Raw genomic sequence first — 21,811 nt, forward strand, 5'->3', positions numbered from 1 at the left:
TCGCTGAGAGCCACTGGCTCTCCCATAAAATCCTTTCTAATGGTGTTCAACCCGCACTAACCCCTTCCCGCAACCGTCTTTGCGACAACGGTATTGTCGGCAACCGCCCAATGAAAAAAGTACAGGTCGCCCAAAAACCGACCAGCATCCATTTCAACGCCACGGGTTCAACAATCAGGATCGAGCTGCTGAACGTCACCGCCACCACAATCAGGGCGACGCGCTTGGAGCGCTTTTCGATGTACCGCTCCCGGTGCCAGTTTTCGATCAGAGGTCCAAATAGCTTAGTGGATAACAGCCAGCGGTGGAAGCGGGGCGAAGAGCGGTCGAAACACGCCGCCGCCAGCAGCAGAAATGGCGTCGTCGGCAGCACGGGCAATACCACTCCGATGCCGCCCAGCACTACACAAAGCCAGCCAACGATAAACAATACCCAGCGCAGCACTGCCCGGTGCATCAGACCACCGCCTGCATTCGCGGGCCTACCGAACTCGCCGAAGCCATCCCATTAGCGGCCATCTTGACGCCTTCCTTTTACCGGATTCATTGGAATGTACGATAGCAGAGACCCATGAGTGACGGTATGCCCCGGCCCATCAGAACACCCTACACACAGCGCTAACACACTGATTTTGATAATTTTTTCAGGAAAAGTGTTGCATTGGTAAATTCCAATGGTAATATGCGCCCCGCTTTCGACGGAAACGGCCAGACGAGGTTGCTTCAAAGCAGCACCGTCCTATCGAAAGTTTGTGTGTCCCGTTCGTCTAGTGGCCTAGGACACCGCCCTTTCACGGCGGTAACAGGGGTTCGAGTCCCCTACGGGATACCATCTTTGTTCTGAAAACCTTTAGTGTTCTTGGGATAAAGTGCGCGGGAATAGCTCAGTGGTAGAGCACAACCTTGACGAGGTTGGGGCTGGGCGGGAAGCCTCGCGAGTTTAGGCTTCGAAGAAGCCTCAAAAAGTATGACCAAATTGCGGGAATAGCTCAGTGGTAGAGCACAACCTTGCCAAGGTTGGGGTCGCGAGTTCGAATCTCGTTTCCCGCTCCAAATTTTGAAGAAGCAGCCCAAGGGCTGCTTTTTCTGTTTATGGGAACCAAGATTTCATCTCGTTATGATCCATCACTTCCCTGTGATGGCCCCTTCGGGCGCTAACGCGTCGTTAAACACTCCTGGCGTATAAGCCCGCTTCAAATTCGATGAAGCAGCCTAAGGGCTGTTTTTTTGTGCCTAGCCCTTTTGCTGCAGGGGTTTCAACGCAAAACGATCACATGCGCCCCATACCCTTTTCTGCCTCTGAATCACTCCTTCGCAGATGCTTTAATTCCACGTGATGACCGAACGGTGACAATGCTCGAATTGCTATAAACGATTTTCTCCCACTACTGACCCCAACCTGCTGATGGAAGCAATACCTGCGGTTCCACCAAACCTCGAAACAGCTCAGTCAGGAGCTGCTCGAATCAGTGCCTTATTTCAGGGTGCCACAGTTGGGGCGTTCACAACTGGCATCTACCCTTTAATGACAGGTGGACCCGGGATTGGTCGTGCAAGGATACAGGCAGCGTGCTAATGCGACCAAACTAGTAAATCGGTTACATCCACAGGTTTGCCGGTGTGATTTGTGCTATTCTGGGCCACACAACAATCCCATATATTTGCAGGACCGTATGACGAACACCGAACCCCAAAACCAGCCCTGGACTGACCAAGAGCTGGCCCCTATCCGGGATAAAGTCTATTCCTACATAAAAGATGCCATCTTAGGTGGAGAGTATAAAGCTGGCGATAGGCTAGTGGAACGTAACCTGGCGGAAAAGTTGAAGATCAGCCGAACACCGATACGTGAAGCGCTGTTCAAGCTAGAGTCCCAGCGCTTCGTCTCCACCATCCCAAGAAAAGGCGTTGTCGTGAACGAGATTTCGCGTGACGAGATATTGGAGGTGTTTCTAATCCTTTCATCACTCGAAACGCTGGCAGTGCGGCTGGCAGCGCAAAAAATAAACGAAGAAACCATTGCTGAATTTGACCGTGAAATCGATACCCTGCAGCGAATTCAAGAAAACCCGGCTGAACTTGACGGCGAAGAATTGCATATGGAGGTCAACCTTAGGTATAACGACCTTATCGGCAAAGCCTCAAAGAACATCCGGCTACACGAAATGCTGACCGAACTAAAGGACTACGTCCGAGCATTTTCCAATCTGAGTAAACACACTCCAGGCCGGACAATGGAGGCACTGGGTGAGCACCTCGATATTTTAGTAGCCGTCCGCAATGGTCAAGCCGATCTGGCTGAAAGCTATGCACGTGTTCATATCGAAAAAGCAAAGCGGACCTACATGAAATCCAGCTTATAAAAGCCGCCTTAAGCGCGTAGGGTGCTGTTATGCAATAGTGGACCTCACAGCCCGTAGCTTACTCAGGTTAATCTATTGCAACCGGTCGCAAGTCCACTTCCATAACGCTCGATTGGGTCAGGTGTGCAAGCTCCTTTTCCGCGGCTTCCAGGCTATCGAAGGTTTCGAAGAACTTGATTGGTATGGAATTGTTACTACCTTTTTCATCAATTTCTACAATATTGACCCGCGCCTTGTCAGAGTCTACCCGGGCAATGCTGAAGACTGCTTTTTTCTTATTATAAAAATAATAATCGAAGGTCTTAACGACGGTCAGCCCGCCTTCCGGCCGGGCACAGTACTCTTCTACTTTGCTCGTCAATACCACATACATACAGACACCCTCCGGTTATTGTTCCAATATTTGTCGTACAGCGCCGGCCAAGCCTTCGAGTGCCTCCTCGACGATATCTTCACCCGCTTGCAGACTCGCCTTGGTGGCGTCACCAATACAACCGTTACGTGTCATTTCATCGTAAGTGTAATAGCCCTGTATCGGCTGACCTGGCCTTAAGCCTTCCCAGCGGCCGCCTTCGATAATGTCACCTTTTTCCAACAGATCTTCTCGTACAATGTGCGGTGCCAGGTAAAGCGCTTCTGAAACTTCCCGCTCGCAACTGTGACCATAGAGCTTGGAAGTCACATGTTTTTTGAAGGCCTCCTTCGCCGACGCCGTGGTCTTAGCGTGGTAGCATTCAACACCCAGCTCCTGAGTCAACATGGTGGATGCGACACTGAGTGTCGGTTGATTACCACCATGGCCATTAATGAACAGAAATTTGTCAATACCATGCTGCTTCAAAGACGTCACCATATCGCGCAAGAGACTGATTAAGGTTTCCGGGCGCAACGTAATGGTACCTGGGAAGTTCATATGATGCGGAGAGATCCCCATCGAAATGGTAGGAGCGACGATAACGTCTGGATAGAGGCGCTCAGCAAGCTTTTTTGACATTGCCTCTGCCAAGACACCATCACAGCTCTCTGCCATGTGCGGTCCGTGTTGCTCATGGGCGCCCACGGGGATAATGGCTATTTTCACAGTCTCCAGCGCCGTTTTAACTTCCGGCCAGGTCATGTCCGCTAGGATGAATGCACTCATTGTTATTACCTATCATAGATGTGTTTTTAATAGCCCTGAGCTTTTTGACCAGAGTTATCAATGCCTACTTGGTATACCATATACCAACAATAGGCACAATCTCCACCATCTATTTTAAATTGAACAATCGGTCGCCAGAATCGGCATGGAGGCTTTCGATCCCATTATTGGACGAACGACAGGTCAGGCACAGCTCTGCAGCGCGACTTCGTGCGACAGACGGATATGATCTTCCAACAGCTGCCGAATCTCTGCTTCTTTTCGCGCCAGCGCCAGCTCAACCAACTGCTCGTGCTGCGCATCCAACGTCCCTCGAATAGCCGGGTTACGTGGAGCCTTGCGGCGATAACGATCAAATTGCTCGTGCAGCTGTCGAATGAACTTCAGCATCCAGACTGACTGGCAGCTCGACAGCAGAACGGCATGAAACTGAGTATGCAACTGCTCCCATTCTGCCTGGGGAACCCCCTTATTGCTGGCGTTCTTGAGCCGGTGGCCAGCAGCGAGCACTTCTGATTCCCAGTTAGCGTCACCGTACCTGAGGGCCCGGCTTATCGCCATTCCTTCAAGCTCGACTCTGAGCTCGACGATATCCTGTAACTCATCACTGGTTAGTTTTGGCACCCGAAACCCGCGTTGACTTTCCTGCTCCAACAAACCAACAGCCGCCAGACGACTCAAGGCCTCTCTCAGCGGGCTCAACCCGATCTGGTAAGTCGCTCGCAAAGAAGCAATAGCCAGCTTCTCACCGGCCTGGTACTGGCCGTTCAACAGGTCTTCTCGCAGTACCTCAAAAACCCTCCCCGACATCGAGCCCGATTCCTTATGAACAGCGTTCTTGGTCATAAAACTCCATATTTCTGATATTTTGGTATACCAAATGCCAAAAAATGCTTGACGGCACTTCTTAGATTGCCCTATGGTCTTAAAAATCGATTTTTTCAATATTATCGAACTTAATGCTAATGGTCGACGGTAATATGGCGACCTGGGTGAATCGACAGGTACAAACACGCAGGACAGCAGTATGAAATGGCAAGTACAACGAAACCTTCTGGTCTCTTTCCTTAGAACCGGACTGCTCGGATTCGGAGGAGGCCCTTCAATGATTCCTTTGATTCACGATGAGGTCGTCAAACGTCGCAGCTGGATGAGCGACGAAGAGTTCTCAGATGTACTTGCCATCGCCAACACTCTGCCGGGCCCGATTGCCACCAAGCTGCCAGGCTATGTTGGCTACAGAGTAGCGGGGGCTCCCGGCTGCCTGGTATCGGTACTGGCTATCACCATACCCATGATCATTGCCATGGTCCTGCTGCTTGGGGTGTTTTCGATGTACCGTGACATTGCCTGGATACAGGGTATGGCGATGGGCGTGATACCCGTCGTCATGGTTATGATGGCGCAACTGACTTGGGACTTTTTCCAAAAGTCCTACGGTTCTCTTGGCTGGATACCCAGCCTATTGTTGATCGCTATCTCGACTGTATTGATTTATGGCCTGTCCATCCATCCGGCGTTTCTGATTCTTGCCTTGCTTTGTGCTGCTGTCGCTGTACCCAGTAGAGGGTTTACATCATTATTCGGGAGGAAGAAGTTATGATCTATCTCAGCATCTTCTTTGCCTTTTTTGTCCCCAACATAATTGGTTATGGCGGCGGCCCGGCCATCATTCCGTTGATTGAAGCCGAGGTTGTGGGTCGATTCGGCTGGATGACAGCTTCCGAATTCGCAGAAACCCTGGCGATCGGTAATGCACTGCCTAGCCCCATAGCGACGAAAATGGCCGGGCAAATTGGATATGACATCGGTGGGATTACAGGTGCATTCGTCGCGTTATTCGCCACAGTTGCGCCTTCACTGATTTTAATGTTGGCTGCACTGGGGTTGATATACAAATTCAAGGATTCGCCTCGTGTCAAACGGATGAGTAGCTGGGTGCGCCCCGTGATTACAGTGTTGATGGGCCTACTGGTGATGTCCTTTCTCGGTGAAAGCATCGACGCGGCAGGTGTCTATCACACTGGCATTCTCGCGGTTATTGCGGCTGTTGCCCTATTGTATTTCAAGGTCCATCCAGCTCTGGTAGTCGTCTCCTCACTGGCTTACGGAGCCTTGCTTCTAGGATAGATATTATACCGGGTAACAAATAACGTTTATTAAGCTTTAACGCTTTCGAAGATACTTTCAGGTGATATATGCCATTAATCAAGATACATAAGAACGGTGAAGCCCACGAAGGGGAAATCCCGGACAACTCAAACATGGTGGTAAGAGCGGGTATTCGCCAATTTCCTTACCCACACCTGAGCTATGGCTGTGGAATGGGGAAATGCGCCAAATGCATGTGCAAGATAATTAAAGGTGACACTGGCCTTCCAGAACCAAACTGGAAAGAAAAAAAGATGCTCGGATCAAAAATCGAGCAGGGTTACAGACTGGCATGTCAGCTATGGGTCAGTGACGACCTTGAGCTTTCTCAGCCGTAAAATCAGCTTCATTTACGTTAAACAAGGGCGTTGTACGAGTTACTCACAAGAATTGTCGTAACTAACGAGACATGGAAGTATCAGAAGTATAAAAACAATACTGATTATAAATAAGTGGGCACATAAATAGCCCTCGCTCTATCCGATACGCAGTTACTTTGATCCATAAGGAACCGTCTGCTGAATCACACGGTATAGGCACTCCTACGCCTGTTAAATGTGAAAGGATTTGAGCATCGGCTTACAAAAAACTACCCATAGATCGACAGAGGAGGAAAGCGACCCAAAATGACAAAAAATGACCATTTATCTGATTTTCTAACCGGTAAAAAGAATAGAATTAGCCAATAATGAAGGAAAGACCGAATGCATGACGTCGATTCAAAGTTAAAAGCCATGGGTTTCGACCTTAGCCGAACCAATTCACCAGCCGGTAGTTATGTCCCACACCTGGCCCAAGACGGCCTGGTATTCATTTCAGGACAGACCTGCAAAAAGGATGGCCAGCTTATCTATCGCGGTAAGATTGGACGTGATCTGGATCTGAATCAGGGGATTGAGGCGGCAAGACTTTGCGGCCTTAACCTGGTTGCTCAGCTTTTCGACGCTTGCAACGGTGATTGGAGTAATCTCGCACAATGCATGAAGCTAACTGTTTTCATAAATTGTGCCGCTGACTTCGAACAAATGCCTAGAGTTGCAGACGGCGCGTCGAATTTATTACTGGACCTTTTCGAGGATAAAGGTAGACACACACGGTCAGCCGTGGGTGCTTATGCTTTGCCTGGCGGATCTTCAGTTGAAATCGAAGGTATATTCGCGTTGCTGCGGCAACAATAATGCAAAGAGTTTAAACAGGTGACATTATGACTGAAGCTATACCTCTAACTCTGGCCCACTGGCTATATCTGGCGGGCATGTTAGCGATTTTCGTGACCATGATCTTTCGTACTACGGTAGTAGTACCTGCTATCGCTGCAACCTTCCTGGTTGCCTTGGCATATACTGGTAGTCTGACCACCGCATTTACTGCACTGTTCAATGCCAGTATTACTGCAGCCGGAGAGCTGTTTAATATTTTCCTGATCATCGCTATGATGACCGCCCTGTTAGGCTCTCTTAGGCATCTAGGTTCTGATCTGAAAATGATCATGCCCTTTCAGAAGGTTATGTCAAATGGTCACATCGCCTACATTGTGCTAGCGGGTGTCACTTATGTAATCTCGCTGTTTTTTTGGCCAACCCCGGCTGTACCGCTTGTAGGCGCCATTTTGATTCCAGCCGCGATCGCTGCTGGCCTGCCAGCCATGGGTGCTGCCGTAGCGATTGCCATTGCCGGCCAGGGCATGGCGCTCTCTTCCGACTATATCATCCAGGTCGCACCTGGCATAAGCGCCGGTGCCGCAGGCGTAGATGTCGGTCTCGTAGCCGATCGCGCCTTTGTGCTCTCCCTCATTACAGGCGCTATTGCAATGTTGATCGCCTACCTGGGCTTTCGCAAGAACATCATGCAGCCAGACCAGGCACGTGTTCAAATATGGGAAAAAGGTGAGTCTCTGGAATGCCCAGAGACACTGGAAAAGCAAAAAGCGAGCAATAGAAACCGGCATATGGGCTCTTTCTCAAACAAAGCTCAACTTGCTCAGGCTGGATCGAAAATTGAGCACGAAAACGACCCGAACATCGATGTCTCAACCCTTCCAGCACTGGAACGCTGGTCCAATGTCTTCGCGATACTAGTACCAGTAGCGTTCCTGGCCATCATCACCTATATGGTGATTGCAAAATACACCGACGCATTACCAACGCTACAAGGCGGTGATGGAGCGGCCCTGGTAGGTGGTGTAGCGGCATTTATACTATTGTTCGCCACATTCGCCGGAACTGGTCGAAAGTGTCTGACCGTCGCGGCTGATCATGTCACCGATGGTCTTGTGTTCGCATTCAAAGCAATGGGCGCAGTACTGCCAATCGCCGGCTTCTTCTTTATGGGCAACAGCGAAACCGCCAGTGCAATATTGGGGGTCAGCGATGCACCAGGGTTCCTGTTCGACCTGGTGCAGTCCGTACAACACCTGATTCCTCAAAACGCTCTGTTCATGGGCATCGGGCTATTGCTGATCGGTATGGTCACTGGCGCTGACGGCTCCGGCTTCTCCGGTCTCCCGCTGACTGGTGCACTTGCCGGTGCTCTGGGACAAACCGTCAATACAGATGTAGCTACCCTTGCCTCAATCGGCCAGATGGGTGCCATCTGGACGGGCGGTGGCACCTTGGTCGCCTGGTCATCCTTAATCGCTGTAGCGGGCTTCGCCCGAGTTCCCGTACTCGATGCAGTACGAGCACTTTTTATCCCCGTGGTGTGCGGCTTGCTGATCTCCACGGTAATCGGTGTCACCATCTGGTAAACTAACAAAAGACGTCGTGAAACGGTTCAGAGGTCACCCCCGCCTGGCGTTATGTCAGCTGGGGGTGGCCTTTTTTATCTTAGGTATCTGCAACAACACCTTGTTTTTGCAAACCCAAGCAGCGAATGGCAAAAGCTGAGTTAAAGATCAGGATGCTATGAAGACCCACGGCACTTCGACTCAATAACTAAAACAATGTACGAGTCACCAGGCACACTCTATTACTCAGGTGGACTATGTTATTTATAGATGATGATGTCTCACTGGCTTTTGTCACTAGCGGGGACGACACGCCCCTGACTCGGCAAACTAAAACTGGGATGTTTACAGCTGGAGTCACTGTATTCGACAGCCGGTGCCGGAAGTCACCACGCTGTCTATTTGAAGCGATAAAGAGCAGCAATTAGCCATCAGTACCGGTGCGGTCGAGACCGGTTCAGGGCTGCCTGAAAGAGGTGGAAAAACTTTTACTGTACTGTGAGCAAGCCTGGGGATCGCTGGCTTCAATGGATCATGCTTAAACGACTAAACCTGCCGAACCGGGAGTTGTTATGGCCTATTTTAATATTGCCAGTCCTACGGAACCCTTAAAGGAGCAAGCACAGTAGTGTTGGAGGTTGAAAAGCTGCCTAAACCTCAGCAGGGTCACAAGAGTTCCAGACACAAAAGAATCCCGGGCTTTGCCGAGATAACAGAATTCTACCGTTAACGGGTGTAATATTGAATGGCATGCTAATCTTCGATTGACAAACCCATCGATAAAGAACAGGCCTGACAATCAAAGATTAATCTGGTAGTAAGACACCAGTTGCGTCCCAACTTCAGATTCCAATCTGCAACGGGTCAGCGATGCCCTTAAGCACCTTACAAACACTCATGGCTACGATGTACCCTGTTTTGGGGTTAGAAGGCGAAGGGGTATTTTCGACCTCTATTCGAACCGAGCCAAAGTGACCCGCCGCTGTAATTTCATGGATATTTCTATTGATGGTCGGGTCGGCGATTACACGAACTTCCGTCCTCTCGAATCCAACTCCGGCCAGGCTAAGCGCAGCCGAAACATTGACGCTTTCGGGAAACAGGCGCGACGATTCCCGTGCGTTGCCTTCGTAGATCACCACGGGCTCTGTGACTTCGTCCAGGTTCACTACTTTCTCAGCATAAGTTCCCCGCCACGCTTTAAGCGGTTTACGGGTCGTAAGCCGAACAAAATCCAGTTGTCCCTGTGACGCGGCCGCAATACGATCCAGTCCTGCTACAGCCGCAGATGGGACATAGACACGGCGGCCGGACTCACGAGCCGCAGAGATTAGCTTATCGTACAACTCCTGTTCGTTTAATGCTCCCACAGATACTATTACGAGGTCTCGTCCGCACTCCAGTGTACGCTTTCCGTATTTCGAGACAGATGCATGACCAGCCACCTCTACCACTACATCCATAGACTCTCTGAAGAATGCCTCTTCACTGTTTGTCAGTAGACTAGCATCGTCTATACTATCTATATATTTTTTTCGGTCGCGAACGAGTATCGCTACCGTCCGGCACGATCCCGCCGCACCCGACTGAATCTTCTTATAGATGTCCTGGCCGGCCGTTCCAAAGCCAATAATTCCTATTCGAGTCATACGCCCCTCGGTTTTACTTTTTCACTTCCCAGGAAACTTCCACGTCACCAAGAATGAAGGTTTGACAACCCAGCCGATAACCGTTCTCAATGTCTTCATCGCTGAGGATGTTACGCTCTTTCTTTTTTACCGGGTCAGTATTTTCCAAACCTTTGTCAATATGACACTTACAGGTCCCACAATTACCGCCTCCGCATTTGAACGGCAAACCACACTGCTCCCGCAGAGATACGCGCAAGAGGTTCGAATTTTCAGCCACAGAGACCGTCTTTCTATCGTTTGTTACGAATACAATATCAACCATAAACCACCAGCCTGAACAGCGCGACCTAGGCCGCGGCTATTTCATGAGTAAAGTTGAAGCTGTCCGAGTAGATTCGATCTACCGGCAAACCTCGTTTGATGAATGCATCCTTGGCTGAATCGATCATCGGGGGGGGACCGCACAAATAGGCATCGAAGTGAGACAGATCGTTGAAGTCTTCACAGACTGCAAGATGCACGTATCCATTGCGACCGGCCCAATCGGGTTCTGGCTGGGATAGAACCGGCACATAGTGGAAATTCTGAAAGTCTTTCTTCAAATCTCTCAGTGCATTGTCCATATACAGATCAGCGTGACCACGAACTCCCCAGTATAAAACGATCTGAGGCGTATCCTCACGCTCTCGCAACGACTCAACAATTGCCTTAATCGGTGCCAGACCAGTACCGCCGGCTACCAGCAATATCGGACGCTGGTCTTCAGAGCGGTATTTGAATTCTCCCAATGGCAGCTCAACATCGAGCGTGTCACCTATCTGGTATTGCTCATAGAGCCGCTCAGTGAAACGCCCGCCTGGAACGCGGCGAATATGCAAGTCGAATAGACCGCCGCTCGGTGGTGATGCCATGGAAAAGCTACGCGGCGTACCGTCCTCCAGCATGATATTCAGGTATTGTCCCGGGTGAAAGCGAACGTCCTGTGCAGAGGGAATGCGCAGAACCAGGTGAGTCACATCATGAGACAATCGCTCTAAACCCTTGATTGTCGCCGTGTGGTAATCCGGAGCAATGTAGTCCTCGGCCCTAACCGTTGCGCTGATCGTCAGGTCCGATGTCGGATGCGCTTGACAGGCGAGTGCATAGCCCTGCCCAGCCTCTTCCTCGCTTAGCCCAAAAGGCATTTCTTCATATTCTACACCGCCTTCCAGCAACTTGATTCTGCAGGTTCCGCAACCACCGAAGCGGCAATCGTGTGCCAAGGCGACTCCAGCCCGTTCAGCCGCATCCAATAAAGCTTCACCCGGATTTACTTCAAAGGAATCCGATGTCTCCTTGATTGTTATTTTATAGGTCATAACTACCTCCGGTGATGTCTCACCTTACCGTCTTCGACATGGTCGGCCGGTATGGCACAGACCAATACGAAATTATTTCTTGATATCTGCTTCCACAATGACCTCGTGACCCTGCTCACTGAGGGCGTCGCTCAATGCCTGCAGGGCGGCCAGACCTGCTTTGGTGTCTTGTTCGCCATTACCACCACTCAGGCCGACGCCTCCGACGACATTTCCGTCCACAACGACCGGAAAGCCACCAACAAATACGGCAAACTTACCTTCAAAGCTCCACTGGATACCAAAGGCTTCGTTTCCGGGCAATGCCGGACCGTTAGGTGCGGTGTTGAAAAGATGGGTGGAGCGCTTGTGACCTGCAGCAGTGAATGCTTTATTCCAGGCGATCTGCGGGCCGGTAATGCGGGCACCGTCCATGCGTTCCATGGCTACTGGATAGCCACCTTCATCGCAGATGCAGATGGTTTCCAAAACGCCAATCTCTTCTGACTTTTTCTTGGCAGCTTCTAACATCAACTTCGCTTCAGACAATTCAAGACGGAAAAAGGACTTCATAATTGACTCCTGGGCCGATGACTACCGGCCGATGTATACGGTTTTAATCTGGGTATAGAATTCCAGACCGGCTCGGCCTGATTCACGAAAGGTTGAGGTGCTGGATTGCTTGAGGCCTCCAAACGGCGCATTGACAAGGTTACCGGTAGTCGTTCGGTTTACCTTAACGGTACCGGCCTCGATTTCGAGCGGAAAACGCTGAATGTATCGAATATCATTGGTTACCAGAGCAGCACTCAGGCCAAATTCAGTGTCATTCGCCTTTTCAACCGCGTCGTCGTAGTCATCTACGTCGATAACAGCAATCACCGGGCCAAATATCTCTTCACGAGCGATGCGCATTTGTTGAGTCACGTCTGAAAACACCGCAGGCTGTACGAAGTAACCGTGATCAAATCCTGGCCCGGAGAGGTGGTCGCCGCCGTATACATGCGTGGCTTCCGACTTTCCGATGTTGATGTAGTTCAGCACGGAATCCAGTTGCTGTTTATTGGCAAGCGGTCCGATTTTGACATCCGCTTCCATGCCATTGCCGATTTTGATGCCTTTAATACGTTCGACCAAAGCCTCAAGGTAGAGTTCTTTAACAGCTGGCGTTATCAGCACCCGACTGGTTCCAGTACAAGCCTGGCCGGTAAGGGAAAGACCACCCTGAACAGTCAAATCAACAGCGGTGTCGATGTCGGCATCATCCAGAACGATCATCGGGTTTTTACCACCCAACTCCATTTGCGTGCGCGTGGTGAGGCTGGCAGAGCTATGAATACGCTTACCTGCACCTGTTGATCCGGTAAAAGTTATTGCACGGACTACGTCGTTGGTCGTGAGTTCTGCACCGATATCACCTGCACTACCGGTGATAAAATTAAACACACCTTTGGGAATGCCAGCGTGATGCAACGCTTCTGCGAGCCTATAGGCAATAAGCGGTGTATCCGAAGACGGTTTGAAAACAACGGTATTGCCGGTAATCAACGCCGGGGCGATTTTTCGCGCTGGAATCGAAATGGGAAAGTTCCAGGGAGTAATCACGCTGACCACACCCAGGGGTTCGCGCTGGGTATATACCAGCATACGCGAGTCGTCCGACGGGTACGTTTCACCGGTAAAGGTCGTACCTTCTACAGCGTAAAAGCGAAACGTTTGAGCGGAACGCATGATTTCCATCTTGCTGTTTGAAAGTAGCTTGCCTTCTTCCCGGGTCAGTTCTTCTGCAAACTGATCTACGTTCTTTTCCAGGTAGTCAGCCGCAGCGTTCAGGATTTTCGCGCGCTGACCCATAGGCGTCTTCTTCCACTCAGGAAAGGCACGATGCGCTGCTTCCAGTGCTTGGCGAGCATCCGCTTCGGTAGAAGCCTGAAACTGACCTAAAGACTCTTCATAGTTAGCCGGGTTTCGGCTTTCGAAGACTTCCCCGGAGGATGCCTTCGTCCATTGTGCATCGATGTAGTTTAAGTATTCAGTCACGTTTGGACCTCTCGGGTGCATTGGACAATAGGGCCCCGGCCCAGTTACCGCCGATATCGATCGGCGGGTTTACACTAAGCGGGATCTAGGGTATCGCGTTAAATTCTGAGACGGTCAGAGAAAGTTAAGCAGCTTCGCTCATGTCCAGCTCTTCCAGCGGGAGCTCACTGACGACATAGTCATAGTACAACGCTGTGGTGTAGAGCAAACGCATCTGAGCACCAATCTCACAAATCTTCAGGCACCGCTGTTGCAATTCAACAGTATTGGCTTGTTCCAAAACGATTTGGTAGCCACGCTCACCGTGAATTTCGTCAGAAACAATATGCAGATCGAAAAACTCAACCTCTTCATCGGTAAAGCCGTATTGCTCGCGCAGGATCGGCGTCTGCTTGCGGTAGATAGAAGGTACCTGCGATTCCAGACCCACTACCAGAGCAGCAACGGCGACGACCGGGTGCTCCCGCATGGCGATCGCATAGCACCAGCTTTGCAAACCACGAGTGGTGGGCGACATGTTATCGGAATTCTCGACGCGTTCGCGAGTGGTGCCGCAGGCTTCTGCAAAGCGGATCAGCAGATCAGTGTGGCGGTCACCACCAATCTCTTCTTCGTACATATTCTGCAGCAGGAAATCTTTGGATTCGGTCTGACTGTCCGGAGTATTCGCATAGATGTATGCCAGGTAATCAGCGAAAGGGCCTACATAGTGAAAGTGGTTCTCTGCCCAACGAGCCAAGTGGTCGCGGCTCAGTTTACCGCTGGCCCAGGCTACGCTAAAGGGCGCCCTGTTTGCGCTTTTGCCTTTAATCGCCTGTTCCAGAGCGGTCCGAAAGTCGTCACGATTCATAAGTTCAGCCATTTTTACCACCTCATCTATTGTGTCTATGTACCCTGCTGAGAGATCGGCCGCAGTGCGGTCAACCATCACCCCAGACGGGGTAACCTTGTTGTTTGAGTTATTCATTGCCGTTCATGATTACGTTTTGATCTCTTCTATTGGCACTTGGTATACCAAAAGACAAGTAACAAGCTAGCGGGACACGCCAAGGATGTCAACAGAGAAAATCGATTTTCCCTCTTTGAAAAGGCTGATTTGACACCACCAGGCAACTCTCTAATACGGATTTTTTCTATATATATCAAAACTTTAAGTGATCTTGATACACTGTTCCATTTTGACTGGAAACTGCGGGTAACATTGCCCGTTTCAGTGGGGAGCTATCTTTGATTGAGCTCTACTCTTGGTATACCAAGACTGTTATTATGGCTTTATACTTCGTCTATCGGACAACCAGAGAGTTCTTTTACGTGACTACCTCACCTGTACCCTCATACTCAACTGCTGATCCTCGTGCCAGCCTGGCCGTTGTACTGGGTACGCTTCTAGCGGTTTTGGACCTGGGTCTGATTAACATTTCACTGCCAACACTGGCGGTCGGTCTGGATATCGCAGAATCCCAGGCGGTCTGGATCTCCACGGTCTACCAATTGGTGTGCGCCGCTACGCTGATGGTTGCATCCGCCCTGAGCTATATTCTGGGTAAGCAACGCGTCTACCTGAGTGGCCTGTTGTTGTTTACACTGGGGTCACTCGGTTCAGCTCTTGCGCCTGATTTCACGGTGTTGATGTGTTTCCGAGTGGTGCAAGGCATAGGCGCTGCTGCGCTGCTGGCGCTCGGCCCTGCTTTGTTGCGGGACATTTACCCGCCGACACGACTAGGCCGGGCAGTGGCACTGAACGCCCTTGTTGTCGCGGGCGGACTGGCAGCGGGTCCAAGTTTGGGCGGGGTTATACTTTTTTTTACGGACTGGCGCTGGATCTTTGCGCTTAACCTGCCATTAGGTCTGGTTGCGGCCTGGCTCACGATAACTTCATTTACAACTGAATCGGTAAGTCGACGACAGTTCGACTGGCAGGGAGCTGTGTATTCAGCAGCAGTGATGGCCACGTTAATGCTGACCCTGGAACGCCTGGGGCACGGAACGAGTCCGCTAACGCCCGTCTTTTTGGGCGCTCTTTCAATTGCCTTCGGGATAGTGTTCATACGACGCCAACAACAAGCGCCCTACCCTCTACTACCGCTGAGGATATTCAATCAGACCCGGTTCTCGTTATCTCTTATTACCACGTTGCTGGCATTTACTGCTCAGGGGCTGGCATTTGTGGCGTTATCCTTCTTATACCAATCTGTGTTCGACTATTCCCCACTTAAAGCAGCTATGCTTTTTGCACCCTGGCCAATTTCACTGTTGCTGTCGGGTCCCTGGTCGGGACGCCTGTCAGATCGATATAATCCGGCATTGCTGTCGTCGGCCGGGCTATTGGCTTTTCTAGGAGGCCTGGTGACTCTGGCCTGGGGAAGTTACGAGCAAAATATTCCGGTTTTGGTCCTAGGGTCCTTCTGGTGTGGCTTGGGATATGGCTTTTTCCAGGCACCGAACAACCACGAAATTATGGCCAATGCCCCCTTTTTACTCAGCTCTACCGCCTCAGGTGTGCTTGCTACCGTTAGAACCCTTGGTCAAAGCCTTGGTTCAGCAGCATTCGCGCTGGCCTGGTCTTTTCAGGGTGGTCGTGTTGATCTCACACTCTGGGTTGCATTCGCAGCCACACTGGTCGCACTTGTCAGCAGCGCTGCCCGCCTTACCCAGGTTCGTGGTATGCCGTTGGAACCAGTTGCTTCAGCAACCAAAAAACATACTCCCGAGAGGCCAAACTGATTCCGACATCAGCCACATCAATTGACTGCAGAGGCATTGTGAGTGGATCAGCTTAGGATCAGCGAAACCAGGTATCCGGTATAGCTCGCATAGGCCAGCAACAAGAAGCTCCCTTCGAAGCGATTAATTCGGCCCTGGCGCCCGCGCAAACCGATACCCATAATCAGCAGCACCACCGTTAACAGCGCCATCACCACCCAGTCGCGATACAAAACTTCAGGGTCGACGGCAAGAGGTTGAATGCCTGCTGCAATCCCGACAACGGCCAGAGTATTAAACAAACCGGAGCCCAGCACATTACCCAATGCCAGTTCATGTTCATTTTTACGAATGGCCGCCAGTGCAGAGGCCAGTTCAGGTAGCGAGGTGCCAATTGCTACCACTGTCAAACCGATAACCAGGTCGCTGACCCCAAAGCTCTGCGCAATAATTACAGCACCCCAAACCAGCAAGCGTGAACTGATCACCAACACAATCAGGCCTACTGCCAACCAGGTTAGAGCTCGGGAAAGACTCATAGGGTGCGAGTCGATCTCTTTCTGGTATTCTGCCTCGATAGAGTCAGATGGCTGCTTTCGTCCCTGCATAATCATCCAACCCATAATGCCAAAAAAGACCAGCAACAGCAGGTAGGCATCTAACCGGCTAAGTTCACCATCCAGCAACTGAAATCCAGCTAATACAGTGACGGCCAGCAACAATGGCAGTTCTTTTGTGAGAACACGAGACTGCACACGGATAGGAGAAATAACCGCCACGAGGCCGACAACAAGTCCGATATTTGTGATGTTAGAGCCGTAGGCATTGCCCAATGCCAGGCCAGGATTACCTTGAACAGAAGCGATGGCTGAAACCACCATTTCCGGCGCCGAGGTGCCGAAGCCGATGATCACCATACCGATCAATAGAGGTGACATGCCCGCGTACTTTGCAGTGACAGAAGCACCATCCACGAACTTGTCGGCACTCCAAACCAGTAAGGCTAATCCAGCAACAACGGCCAGCCACGCAAAAAACATAAGGTAACTCCAGAATTGAAAATGTTAAGCCAGTATAACGATTAGCGCATGAAAAGTCGGGGATTTTTCTCAACTTTCACTGTGTTTTTGGAAAGGCATAATCTCCAACTTCACTTTGAAATTTCGGTGTTGTTCGTTAGGGATAAATCGGCTAGTTCGGTATCGCACAACATACACCTTTGCACATTTAAAAGTCACAGCTTCAGTCGTGTGTTCCAAAAATAGTTTCGGCCTTTAGCGTCACCTAAAATTTTGAACGTCAGAAAAAGCTGCGACCGAAACAAGGAAGCTTCAGAAAAGGTAAGGTGAAATATCTATTTGAACCCGGACTGGCTGGTGAGTTTTTGTTTGAACTTAAGAAGTCAGGAAGAAATTATCTGACCAACTTAAGGCCTCTATATAATTGCAGCGAAGCCCTTCTTCCTTACAGTCTTTTGCTTACCCTAACGACCAGGAGCAGACAACGACCCTGACTAAAAAGCAGCAAACAGGGTTAGTGGCGTTGCCTATCAAGCACGACCAAAAAAACACGAAAGAGGGTTGACTTGCCATAAAACGGGGGGTAATGTCAGCAACAGCAGCAGTTTGGTATACCATAATCAGTAAATATACAGTAACTTAACAATACCAACTGTTACCTACTTGAACCTCAAAACACGATAAGAATCATAAGAGATGAGCTCAATAGGGGAATTTAAGCAAGAACTAATAAAAGACTACAATGTCATCAATAACAAGGTATTCGGAATTGGTGCCGTACGACAAAGAGTGGAAATACACGATGAAAAGCTGGTAATCATAGCCGAAAACAAGCGGGTGCCGTCGCTTTCATATTTAAAGGCGATAGACAACCATACTGGCGAGCTCGCTAACCACTACCTGGTTCAGGGGCTTAAGAAAGAGTTGTTGGATGTGCTTACCACCAAATATAATTTTGACGTTAACGCAATTTTCAAAGATTATGATGTAAAAGCCGAATTATCATGCACAGTTATTATATTGAAAAAACACGTACATGAGTATTTGATGTCATAAAAAACAACAGTTCATTGAAGAAGCTTGATCAAAGTAACCTGATCAAGCGATATCACGGCTGACGAGCTGCTATTGACTAGGTTTCAGTGTCAAAAGCTTGCAAGTAAGCCACTTAGGTAAAGTTGACTGGTAAATTGAACTCCTACCACGTTGTAGGGGCGCATTAAAACCGTCAGCTCAGTCTTGGGTCATTGACTCGGGATTGTGCTGGCGGTTTTTTTTTGGCTGAGGAGAAGCAAATGAAAACCGTTAAAAACATAGTAAAAGCGCTTAGCACCATTACCGGTGGCCGTACAGTCTCATCCATGGATGAAGTTAGAAGCGGGGACCACCCGTTTGTAATTCTCAAGTCTTCTGGTATCTATGGCAAAGAGGTTTTGGAAATCCCAGGGCTTATCTATGGAGCCCCTGATAAACCAGTCAAAAAAATAGCAGTGTGCATGACGATGACGGAGCTTGTTATTGAGCTTGCAGGCGCAACTGATGTAGATGCCATCATTGCGCATCACCCTATAGCCGATGCAGCTAGCTGCGGGGGAGTTACGCTGAAGAATTATCTGGACCTGTACAACATCGCGGGGCTTGAATGCCACGAAGCGTTCCATGGCCTGCACCCCGGAATCGCTTTCCTCCATGGTCACAAGATTACTGCATCAAATATTAGTTACGGTGGCATTCACGGTAACATTATGTTCATTGGTAAAGCGCTAAGCGATGTCCACACCCTTGGCGATATCCTGGATAGGCTTGATTCATTTATGGCCCTGGATCAAGACCGACAGCTATTGGAACAAGAGCAAAGAATCAGGGGGGTACCTTCTATCCAGGAAACAAGCGTGGAAACTAAAGGGTTCATTCATCTGGGTGAAAGTAGCAGCAAGGTCAATAATGTCATACACATCTTCCCTCATACGGGTTTCTCGCCTGACAATCTCAAAACGGCGGTGCATGAAAACCCTGAGATAGATACGGTAATCGCCTCAATAAGCCGTGTATACAGCGGGCATGAATTGATTGAAACAGCAAAGGATCTCGGCCTGAATTTTATAGTAGGAAATTGTCATGTAATGGAAATATTGGAGAATGGCCTACCCCTTGCCTATGCACTCGAAGAATTGCTTGAGGAAGTAGAAGTCGTTCTCTTTCGGGATCGAGTTACCTCAACTCCTGTTCAAGAGGTCGGCAATAAAACAATGCAAGGGTATGCAAGGAACATCGCTGAAGCACATTTACTAGGCAAGAATGCAACCAATATCGCCTGAAAAAATATAATAATGAGGAAAATAAAATGACTCAGAAAATCACACCTGATGCAGACAATCTACCGACCTCAAAAGAAAACAAGAGGAAGTGGGAAAAGGTTGAGTATGTTGGAATGACATTGCTATCGTTATGTATGCTCTTCCTTTTAATATCGCCTACCAGCCTTTCGGGCCTGTTCAATTCCATTCTGGACTCAGTACGCCCTGTTGTAGTGGATGTTTTTCTAACTGGAGTAGTTGGCACTGCAATCATCGCCAGCGTGATTATAGGTCGACTTCTTGAACGTCTTGGTTTTACCGATGCTCTCGTAAGAATCTTCGTTCCTGCGATGAAGGTGATTCGTGTTAATCCGGCCGTCATAATTCCGAGCATCTACAATATTTTCGGCGATATCAATGCAGCGGGTAGAATTTCAGGACCTATCCTTAAAAAAGCACATGCAACCAAGGATGAGCAGAAAATCGCTGTAGCGACTATGGTCCAATCACAACAATCATTTTCTACTTTCATGCTGGGCTTGATGGCTTTGACTTTTGCTGATGTAAATGTCTTCGCCGTCATACTCATCGCTGTGTTTTCCCCGCTCTTTGTTTCGCCGCTTATTTTGTCAAAATTGGTCTTTAGAAACGTTAAAACCGTTGAAATCAGCACTCTACCGAGATTCACACCAAGAACGGAGTTTATGCCAATGCTATTTAGCGCAGCCCGTGAAGGTGTAGAGCTTCTGCTGCTCATATTGATTCCAGCAGTAGCCCTGGTATTTGCCGTAATAGGGATACTCGAATATATTGGTATCTGGCAGCCAATGGAGGCAATGTTAGGACAAGCAATGCTCCTTTTGAACATTCATCCAGAAACCGGTGTACTTTCGGTCCTTGTAAGTCCAACACTGGCAATGGGCACCCTTCAAGGAATTGCTGCCGATCTAGACCCTTCGTTGGTCATCGGTTCCTTTGTGTTAGCTTCATCCGGTCTTCCACTGTCAGCCGTCTTTGGGCAAATTCCAGTCGTGTGGGCGGAATGCTCTGACCTTAGCGAGCGAGAAGCTATGGGTGCTGCGGTTCTAGGCATATGCATGCGGTTGTTGTCAGCGTTTTTAATTGCATTCTTCTTGACGCCGATACTAGTTTAAAGAATTTTAACAGAAATCTGATAAGGGCTACTGCCTCCTAGTAGCCTAGGTTGAATCATAACCACTTAGGGAATATCTCACTAATTGATATACGGCAGATAAGAGTTTAATAGACTTTTCAAGTATTCCTGCCGTATATTCAGTCGTATATTGAACCCTTTATTTCCTTGTGAAATTGAACACCGCTTGTATTATTCTCGACAGCAAGACTTTTAGTCAAGAAGATAGTTGGATTTTCCTTTAGTCCAGTATCATGCTGTTCGAAAACCGGATAGTAGTGTCAAATCGTTGTCGTGCCTTGTCTAAGGCTGTCTGGACTCAATTCAACGTCAACATTCTAGTATATTGCCATGGTCACTTAGTTGCTATTTGTAGCTTCACGTGACTCATATCTTCAATGAGCCCTCTTGTCATCGAATCAGGTTCAAGTTGCCTAAGCTTCTGACCACTACCACACAAAGTTTCTCTCAAGCGTTTGTATAGCCGAGAAAAGTAGGGTGTGAACCAAAAGTATTAATTAGGTCGAGACAATAATGGACATGACAACGGCCATATCAGTGTAAGGGCAATAAAAATTCAGCAAGAGCTGTAGTAAACCTTCCAGTGATCTTCGCCAATTGACTGAGTCGGTTCTAATTGAGGTTTTTTAACTTTTCTAGGAGCTATAGCTACTTATATGGCACCATATCGAGAAACACTCTCATTCAATCTCATGTATACACTTAGCACCTTCACCGTGACTGGCATTGAGCGTGTCGCCAAATCAATCATAGTTAAACAGACTGATTCACAGAACCAATGCTAAACCCCCCGACCGACTGGTTTTGTTGGTGAGCTCAAACCTACCATGTCTTCGATCGATGGTAATTCGTCCTCAGAAACCTTGGCTATCGAATCTTCCAGGCTGAGACTTCTATTCGAGCGGAGCTCTACGCTACCATCAGACACTGTCACTGATAGCTCTTCACTAACTTTCCACTAAGTTTCCTCAAAAAGGTCGGCGGGCAGCGTAATAACCTTTGAGCCTCCAACCTTCCGATTTTTTGTTGTCCATTGCAACATTTTGAATATCTCCAGAGTGGCTGACCTATCCAACTTAAAACTGCTGATTTGGCTGTACAGCAGATTGCCACCCCAATGCCCCTAGCCATTCGGATCCGCACCGTAATGGCTCAATGCCCGCACTGCTGCGGCGGCGGCCCTTTTCCAACTGGTTCGGGATATTGACTAACTGGACAGGAATAACCCCA

The 21,811-nt window shown here is 49.2% G+C and carries 21 protein-coding genes and 2 tRNA genes; 12 read left to right on the forward strand and 11 right to left on the reverse strand.

Annotated features, from left to right (window positions below):
* Window positions 1-46 precede the first annotated feature (46 nt).
* Window positions 47-457 (reverse strand): YbaN family protein, encoded by a 411-nt coding sequence (locus ABJT94_RS01600; protein ID WP_348475929.1) that lies wholly within the window; start codon window positions 455-457, stop codon window positions 47-49.
* Between the two features lie 299 nt (window positions 458-756).
* Between ABJT94_RS01600 and ABJT94_RS01605 the strand changes: the two genes are divergently transcribed.
* From ABJT94_RS01605 to ABJT94_RS01615, 3 genes are all read left to right on the forward strand, one after another.
* Window positions 757-832: transfer RNA gene (locus tag ABJT94_RS01605), tRNA-Glu, on the forward strand.
* Between the two features lie 146 nt (window positions 833-978).
* Window positions 979-1,053: transfer RNA gene (locus tag ABJT94_RS01610), tRNA-Gly, on the forward strand.
* A 620-nt stretch (window positions 1,054-1,673) separates the two neighbouring features.
* On the forward strand, window positions 1,674-2,363 hold the full coding sequence (locus tag ABJT94_RS01615; protein WP_348475930.1) for a GntR family transcriptional regulator: 690 nt from the start codon (window positions 1,674-1,676) through the stop codon (window positions 2,361-2,363).
* Between the two features lie 67 nt (window positions 2,364-2,430).
* Here the strand turns inward: ABJT94_RS01615 and ABJT94_RS01620 are convergent, their stop codons facing one another.
* The 3 genes from ABJT94_RS01620 to ABJT94_RS01630 form a co-directional block, all read right to left on the reverse strand.
* On the reverse strand, window positions 2,431-2,736 hold the full coding sequence (locus ABJT94_RS01620; RefSeq protein WP_348475931.1) for a hypothetical protein: 306 nt from the start codon (window positions 2,734-2,736) through the stop codon (window positions 2,431-2,433).
* 15 nt (window positions 2,737-2,751) lie between these two features.
* Entirely contained in the window at window positions 2,752-3,504 is a 753-nt protein-coding gene (locus tag ABJT94_RS01625) for a creatininase family protein (protein ID WP_348475932.1), read from the reverse strand.
* A 183-nt stretch (window positions 3,505-3,687) separates the two neighbouring features.
* Window positions 3,688-4,350: a GntR family transcriptional regulator gene (locus ABJT94_RS01630; protein ID WP_348475933.1), complete on the reverse strand. Its 663-nt coding sequence runs from the start codon at window positions 4,348-4,350 to the stop codon at window positions 3,688-3,690.
* Between the two features lie 181 nt (window positions 4,351-4,531).
* On the opposite strand from ABJT94_RS01630, the gene ABJT94_RS01635 reads away from it, so the two are divergent.
* From ABJT94_RS01635 to ABJT94_RS01655, 5 genes are all read left to right on the forward strand, one after another.
* The gene (locus tag ABJT94_RS01635; protein ID WP_348475934.1) at window positions 4,532-5,107 is read left to right on the forward strand and encodes a chromate transporter; all 576 of its coding nucleotides are present in this window, start codon (window positions 4,532-4,534) and stop codon (window positions 5,105-5,107) included.
* Window positions 5,104-5,634 (forward strand): chromate transporter, encoded by a 531-nt coding sequence (locus tag ABJT94_RS01640; protein WP_348475935.1) that lies wholly within the window; start codon window positions 5,104-5,106, stop codon window positions 5,632-5,634. Before ABJT94_RS01635 ends, ABJT94_RS01640 begins: the two co-directional genes overlap by 4 nt.
* 68 nt (window positions 5,635-5,702) lie before the next feature.
* Window positions 5,703-5,993, forward strand: a complete 291-nt coding sequence (locus tag ABJT94_RS01645) for a 2Fe-2S iron-sulfur cluster-binding protein (RefSeq protein ID WP_348475936.1) — start codon at window positions 5,703-5,705, stop codon at window positions 5,991-5,993.
* Window positions 5,994-6,359: 366 nt separating this feature from the next.
* On the forward strand, window positions 6,360-6,833 hold the full coding sequence (locus tag ABJT94_RS01650; protein WP_348475937.1) for a RidA family protein: 474 nt from the start codon (window positions 6,360-6,362) through the stop codon (window positions 6,831-6,833).
* 26 nt (window positions 6,834-6,859) lie between these two features.
* Window positions 6,860-8,401 carry a hypothetical protein gene (locus tag ABJT94_RS01655; RefSeq protein ID WP_348475938.1) on the forward strand — a complete coding sequence of 514 codons (1,542 nt, stop codon included), beginning with the start codon at window positions 6,860-6,862 and terminating at the stop codon, window positions 8,399-8,401.
* An 821-nt stretch (window positions 8,402-9,222) separates the two neighbouring features.
* On the opposite strand, the gene nadX is transcribed toward ABJT94_RS01655, so the two are convergent.
* The 6 genes from nadX to ABJT94_RS01685 all read right to left on the reverse strand — a co-directional run bounded on the left by nadX (window position 9,223) and on the right by ABJT94_RS01685 (window position 14,250).
* The gene (gene nadX, locus ABJT94_RS01660; protein ID WP_348475939.1) at window positions 9,223-10,029 is read right to left on the reverse strand and encodes an aspartate dehydrogenase; all 807 of its coding nucleotides are present in this window, start codon (window positions 10,027-10,029) and stop codon (window positions 9,223-9,225) included.
* A gap of 13 nt (window positions 10,030-10,042) precedes the next feature.
* On the reverse strand, window positions 10,043-10,333 hold the full coding sequence (locus ABJT94_RS01665; protein ID WP_348475940.1) for a 2Fe-2S iron-sulfur cluster-binding protein: 291 nt from the start codon (window positions 10,331-10,333) through the stop codon (window positions 10,043-10,045).
* Between the two features lie 25 nt (window positions 10,334-10,358).
* Window positions 10,359-11,369, reverse strand: coding sequence for a 2Fe-2S iron-sulfur cluster-binding protein (locus tag ABJT94_RS01670; RefSeq protein WP_348475941.1), 1,011 nt, complete (start codon window positions 11,367-11,369; stop codon window positions 10,359-10,361).
* 72 nt (window positions 11,370-11,441) lie between these two features.
* Window positions 11,442-11,921, reverse strand: a complete 480-nt coding sequence (locus tag ABJT94_RS01675; protein ID WP_348475942.1) for a heme-binding protein — start codon at window positions 11,919-11,921, stop codon at window positions 11,442-11,444.
* A 21-nt stretch (window positions 11,922-11,942) separates the two neighbouring features.
* Complete coding sequence (locus ABJT94_RS01680) at window positions 11,943-13,388, reverse strand: aldehyde dehydrogenase family protein (RefSeq protein WP_348475943.1); 1,446 nt, start codon at window positions 13,386-13,388, stop codon at window positions 11,943-11,945.
* A 124-nt stretch (window positions 13,389-13,512) separates the two neighbouring features.
* Window positions 13,513-14,250 carry an iron-containing redox enzyme family protein gene (locus ABJT94_RS01685; RefSeq protein WP_348475944.1) on the reverse strand — a complete coding sequence of 246 codons (738 nt, stop codon included), beginning with the start codon at window positions 14,248-14,250 and terminating at the stop codon, window positions 13,513-13,515.
* Window positions 14,251-14,615: 365 nt separating this feature from the next.
* Here ABJT94_RS01685 and ABJT94_RS01690 point away from each other — a divergent pair, with 365 nt between their 5' ends.
* Window positions 14,616-16,112, forward strand: coding sequence for an MFS transporter (locus ABJT94_RS01690; RefSeq protein WP_348475945.1), 1,497 nt, complete (start codon window positions 14,616-14,618; stop codon window positions 16,110-16,112).
* A 47-nt stretch (window positions 16,113-16,159) separates the two neighbouring features.
* On the opposite strand, the gene ABJT94_RS01695 is transcribed toward ABJT94_RS01690, so the two are convergent.
* Window positions 16,160-17,131, reverse strand: coding sequence for a calcium/sodium antiporter (locus tag ABJT94_RS01695; protein WP_348475946.1), 972 nt, complete (start codon window positions 17,129-17,131; stop codon window positions 16,160-16,162).
* A 675-nt stretch (window positions 17,132-17,806) separates the two neighbouring features.
* Here ABJT94_RS01695 and ABJT94_RS01700 point away from each other — a divergent pair.
* From ABJT94_RS01700 to ABJT94_RS01710, 3 genes are all read left to right on the forward strand, one after another.
* The gene (locus tag ABJT94_RS01700) at window positions 17,807-18,166 is read left to right on the forward strand and encodes a Na-translocating system protein MpsC family protein (RefSeq protein WP_348475947.1); all 360 of its coding nucleotides are present in this window, start codon (window positions 17,807-17,809) and stop codon (window positions 18,164-18,166) included.
* A gap of 239 nt (window positions 18,167-18,405) precedes the next feature.
* Entirely contained in the window at window positions 18,406-19,428 is a 1,023-nt protein-coding gene (locus ABJT94_RS01705) for a Nif3-like dinuclear metal center hexameric protein (protein ID WP_348475948.1), read from the forward strand.
* A 26-nt stretch (window positions 19,429-19,454) separates the two neighbouring features.
* Window positions 19,455-20,561 (forward strand): hypothetical protein, encoded by a 1,107-nt coding sequence (locus ABJT94_RS01710; protein ID WP_348475949.1) that lies wholly within the window; start codon window positions 19,455-19,457, stop codon window positions 20,559-20,561.
* Window positions 20,562-21,811: the final 1,250 nt, after the last annotated feature.

Origin of the sequence: Saccharospirillum sp., from assembly GCF_039982735.1 — a bacterium.
Classification (GTDB): Bacteria; Pseudomonadota; Gammaproteobacteria; order Pseudomonadales; family Natronospirillaceae; genus Saccharospirillum.

Bases quoted from the DNA above. Each gene is read 5' to 3' on its own strand.
- ABJT94_RS01705 (WP_348475948.1), top strand. From the start codon at position 18,406: ATGAAAACCGTTAAAAACATAGTAAAAGCGCTTAGCACCATTACCGGT.
- ABJT94_RS01630 (WP_348475933.1), bottom strand. From the start codon at position 4,350: ATGACCAAGAACGCTGTTCATAAGGAATCGGGCTCGATGTCGGGGAGG.
- ABJT94_RS01645 (WP_348475936.1), top strand. From the start codon at position 5,703: ATGCCATTAATCAAGATACATAAGAACGGTGAAGCCCACGAAGGGGAA.
- nadX (WP_348475939.1), bottom strand. From the start codon at position 10,029: ATGACTCGAATAGGAATTATTGGCTTTGGAACGGCCGGCCAGGACATC.
- ABJT94_RS01620 (WP_348475931.1), bottom strand. From the start codon at position 2,736: ATGTATGTGGTATTGACGAGCAAAGTAGAAGAGTACTGTGCCCGGCCG.
- ABJT94_RS01685 (WP_348475944.1), bottom strand. From the start codon at position 14,250: ATGGCTGAACTTATGAATCGTGACGACTTTCGGACCGCTCTGGAACAG.
- ABJT94_RS01600 (WP_348475929.1), bottom strand. From the start codon at position 457: ATGCACCGGGCAGTGCTGCGCTGGGTATTGTTTATCGTTGGCTGGCTT.
- ABJT94_RS01670 (WP_348475941.1), bottom strand. From the start codon at position 11,369: ATGACCTATAAAATAACAATCAAGGAGACATCGGATTCCTTTGAAGTA.
- ABJT94_RS01635 (WP_348475934.1), top strand. From the start codon at position 4,532: ATGAAATGGCAAGTACAACGAAACCTTCTGGTCTCTTTCCTTAGAACC.
- ABJT94_RS01710 (WP_348475949.1), top strand. From the start codon at position 19,455: ATGACTCAGAAAATCACACCTGATGCAGACAATCTACCGACCTCAAAA.
- ABJT94_RS01695 (WP_348475946.1), bottom strand. From the start codon at position 17,131: ATGTTTTTTGCGTGGCTGGCCGTTGTTGCTGGATTAGCCTTACTGGTT.
- ABJT94_RS01675 (WP_348475942.1), bottom strand. From the start codon at position 11,921: ATGAAGTCCTTTTTCCGTCTTGAATTGTCTGAAGCGAAGTTGATGTTA.
- ABJT94_RS01655 (WP_348475938.1), top strand. From the start codon at position 6,860: ATGACTGAAGCTATACCTCTAACTCTGGCCCACTGGCTATATCTGGCG.
- ABJT94_RS01625 (WP_348475932.1), bottom strand. From the start codon at position 3,504: ATGAGTGCATTCATCCTAGCGGACATGACCTGGCCGGAAGTTAAAACG.
- ABJT94_RS01615 (WP_348475930.1), top strand. From the start codon at position 1,674: ATGACGAACACCGAACCCCAAAACCAGCCCTGGACTGACCAAGAGCTG.
- ABJT94_RS01665 (WP_348475940.1), bottom strand. From the start codon at position 10,333: ATGGTTGATATTGTATTCGTAACAAACGATAGAAAGACGGTCTCTGTG.
- ABJT94_RS01650 (WP_348475937.1), top strand. From the start codon at position 6,360: ATGCATGACGTCGATTCAAAGTTAAAAGCCATGGGTTTCGACCTTAGC.
- ABJT94_RS01700 (WP_348475947.1), top strand. From the start codon at position 17,807: ATGAGCTCAATAGGGGAATTTAAGCAAGAACTAATAAAAGACTACAAT.
- ABJT94_RS01640 (WP_348475935.1), top strand. From the start codon at position 5,104: ATGATCTATCTCAGCATCTTCTTTGCCTTTTTTGTCCCCAACATAATT.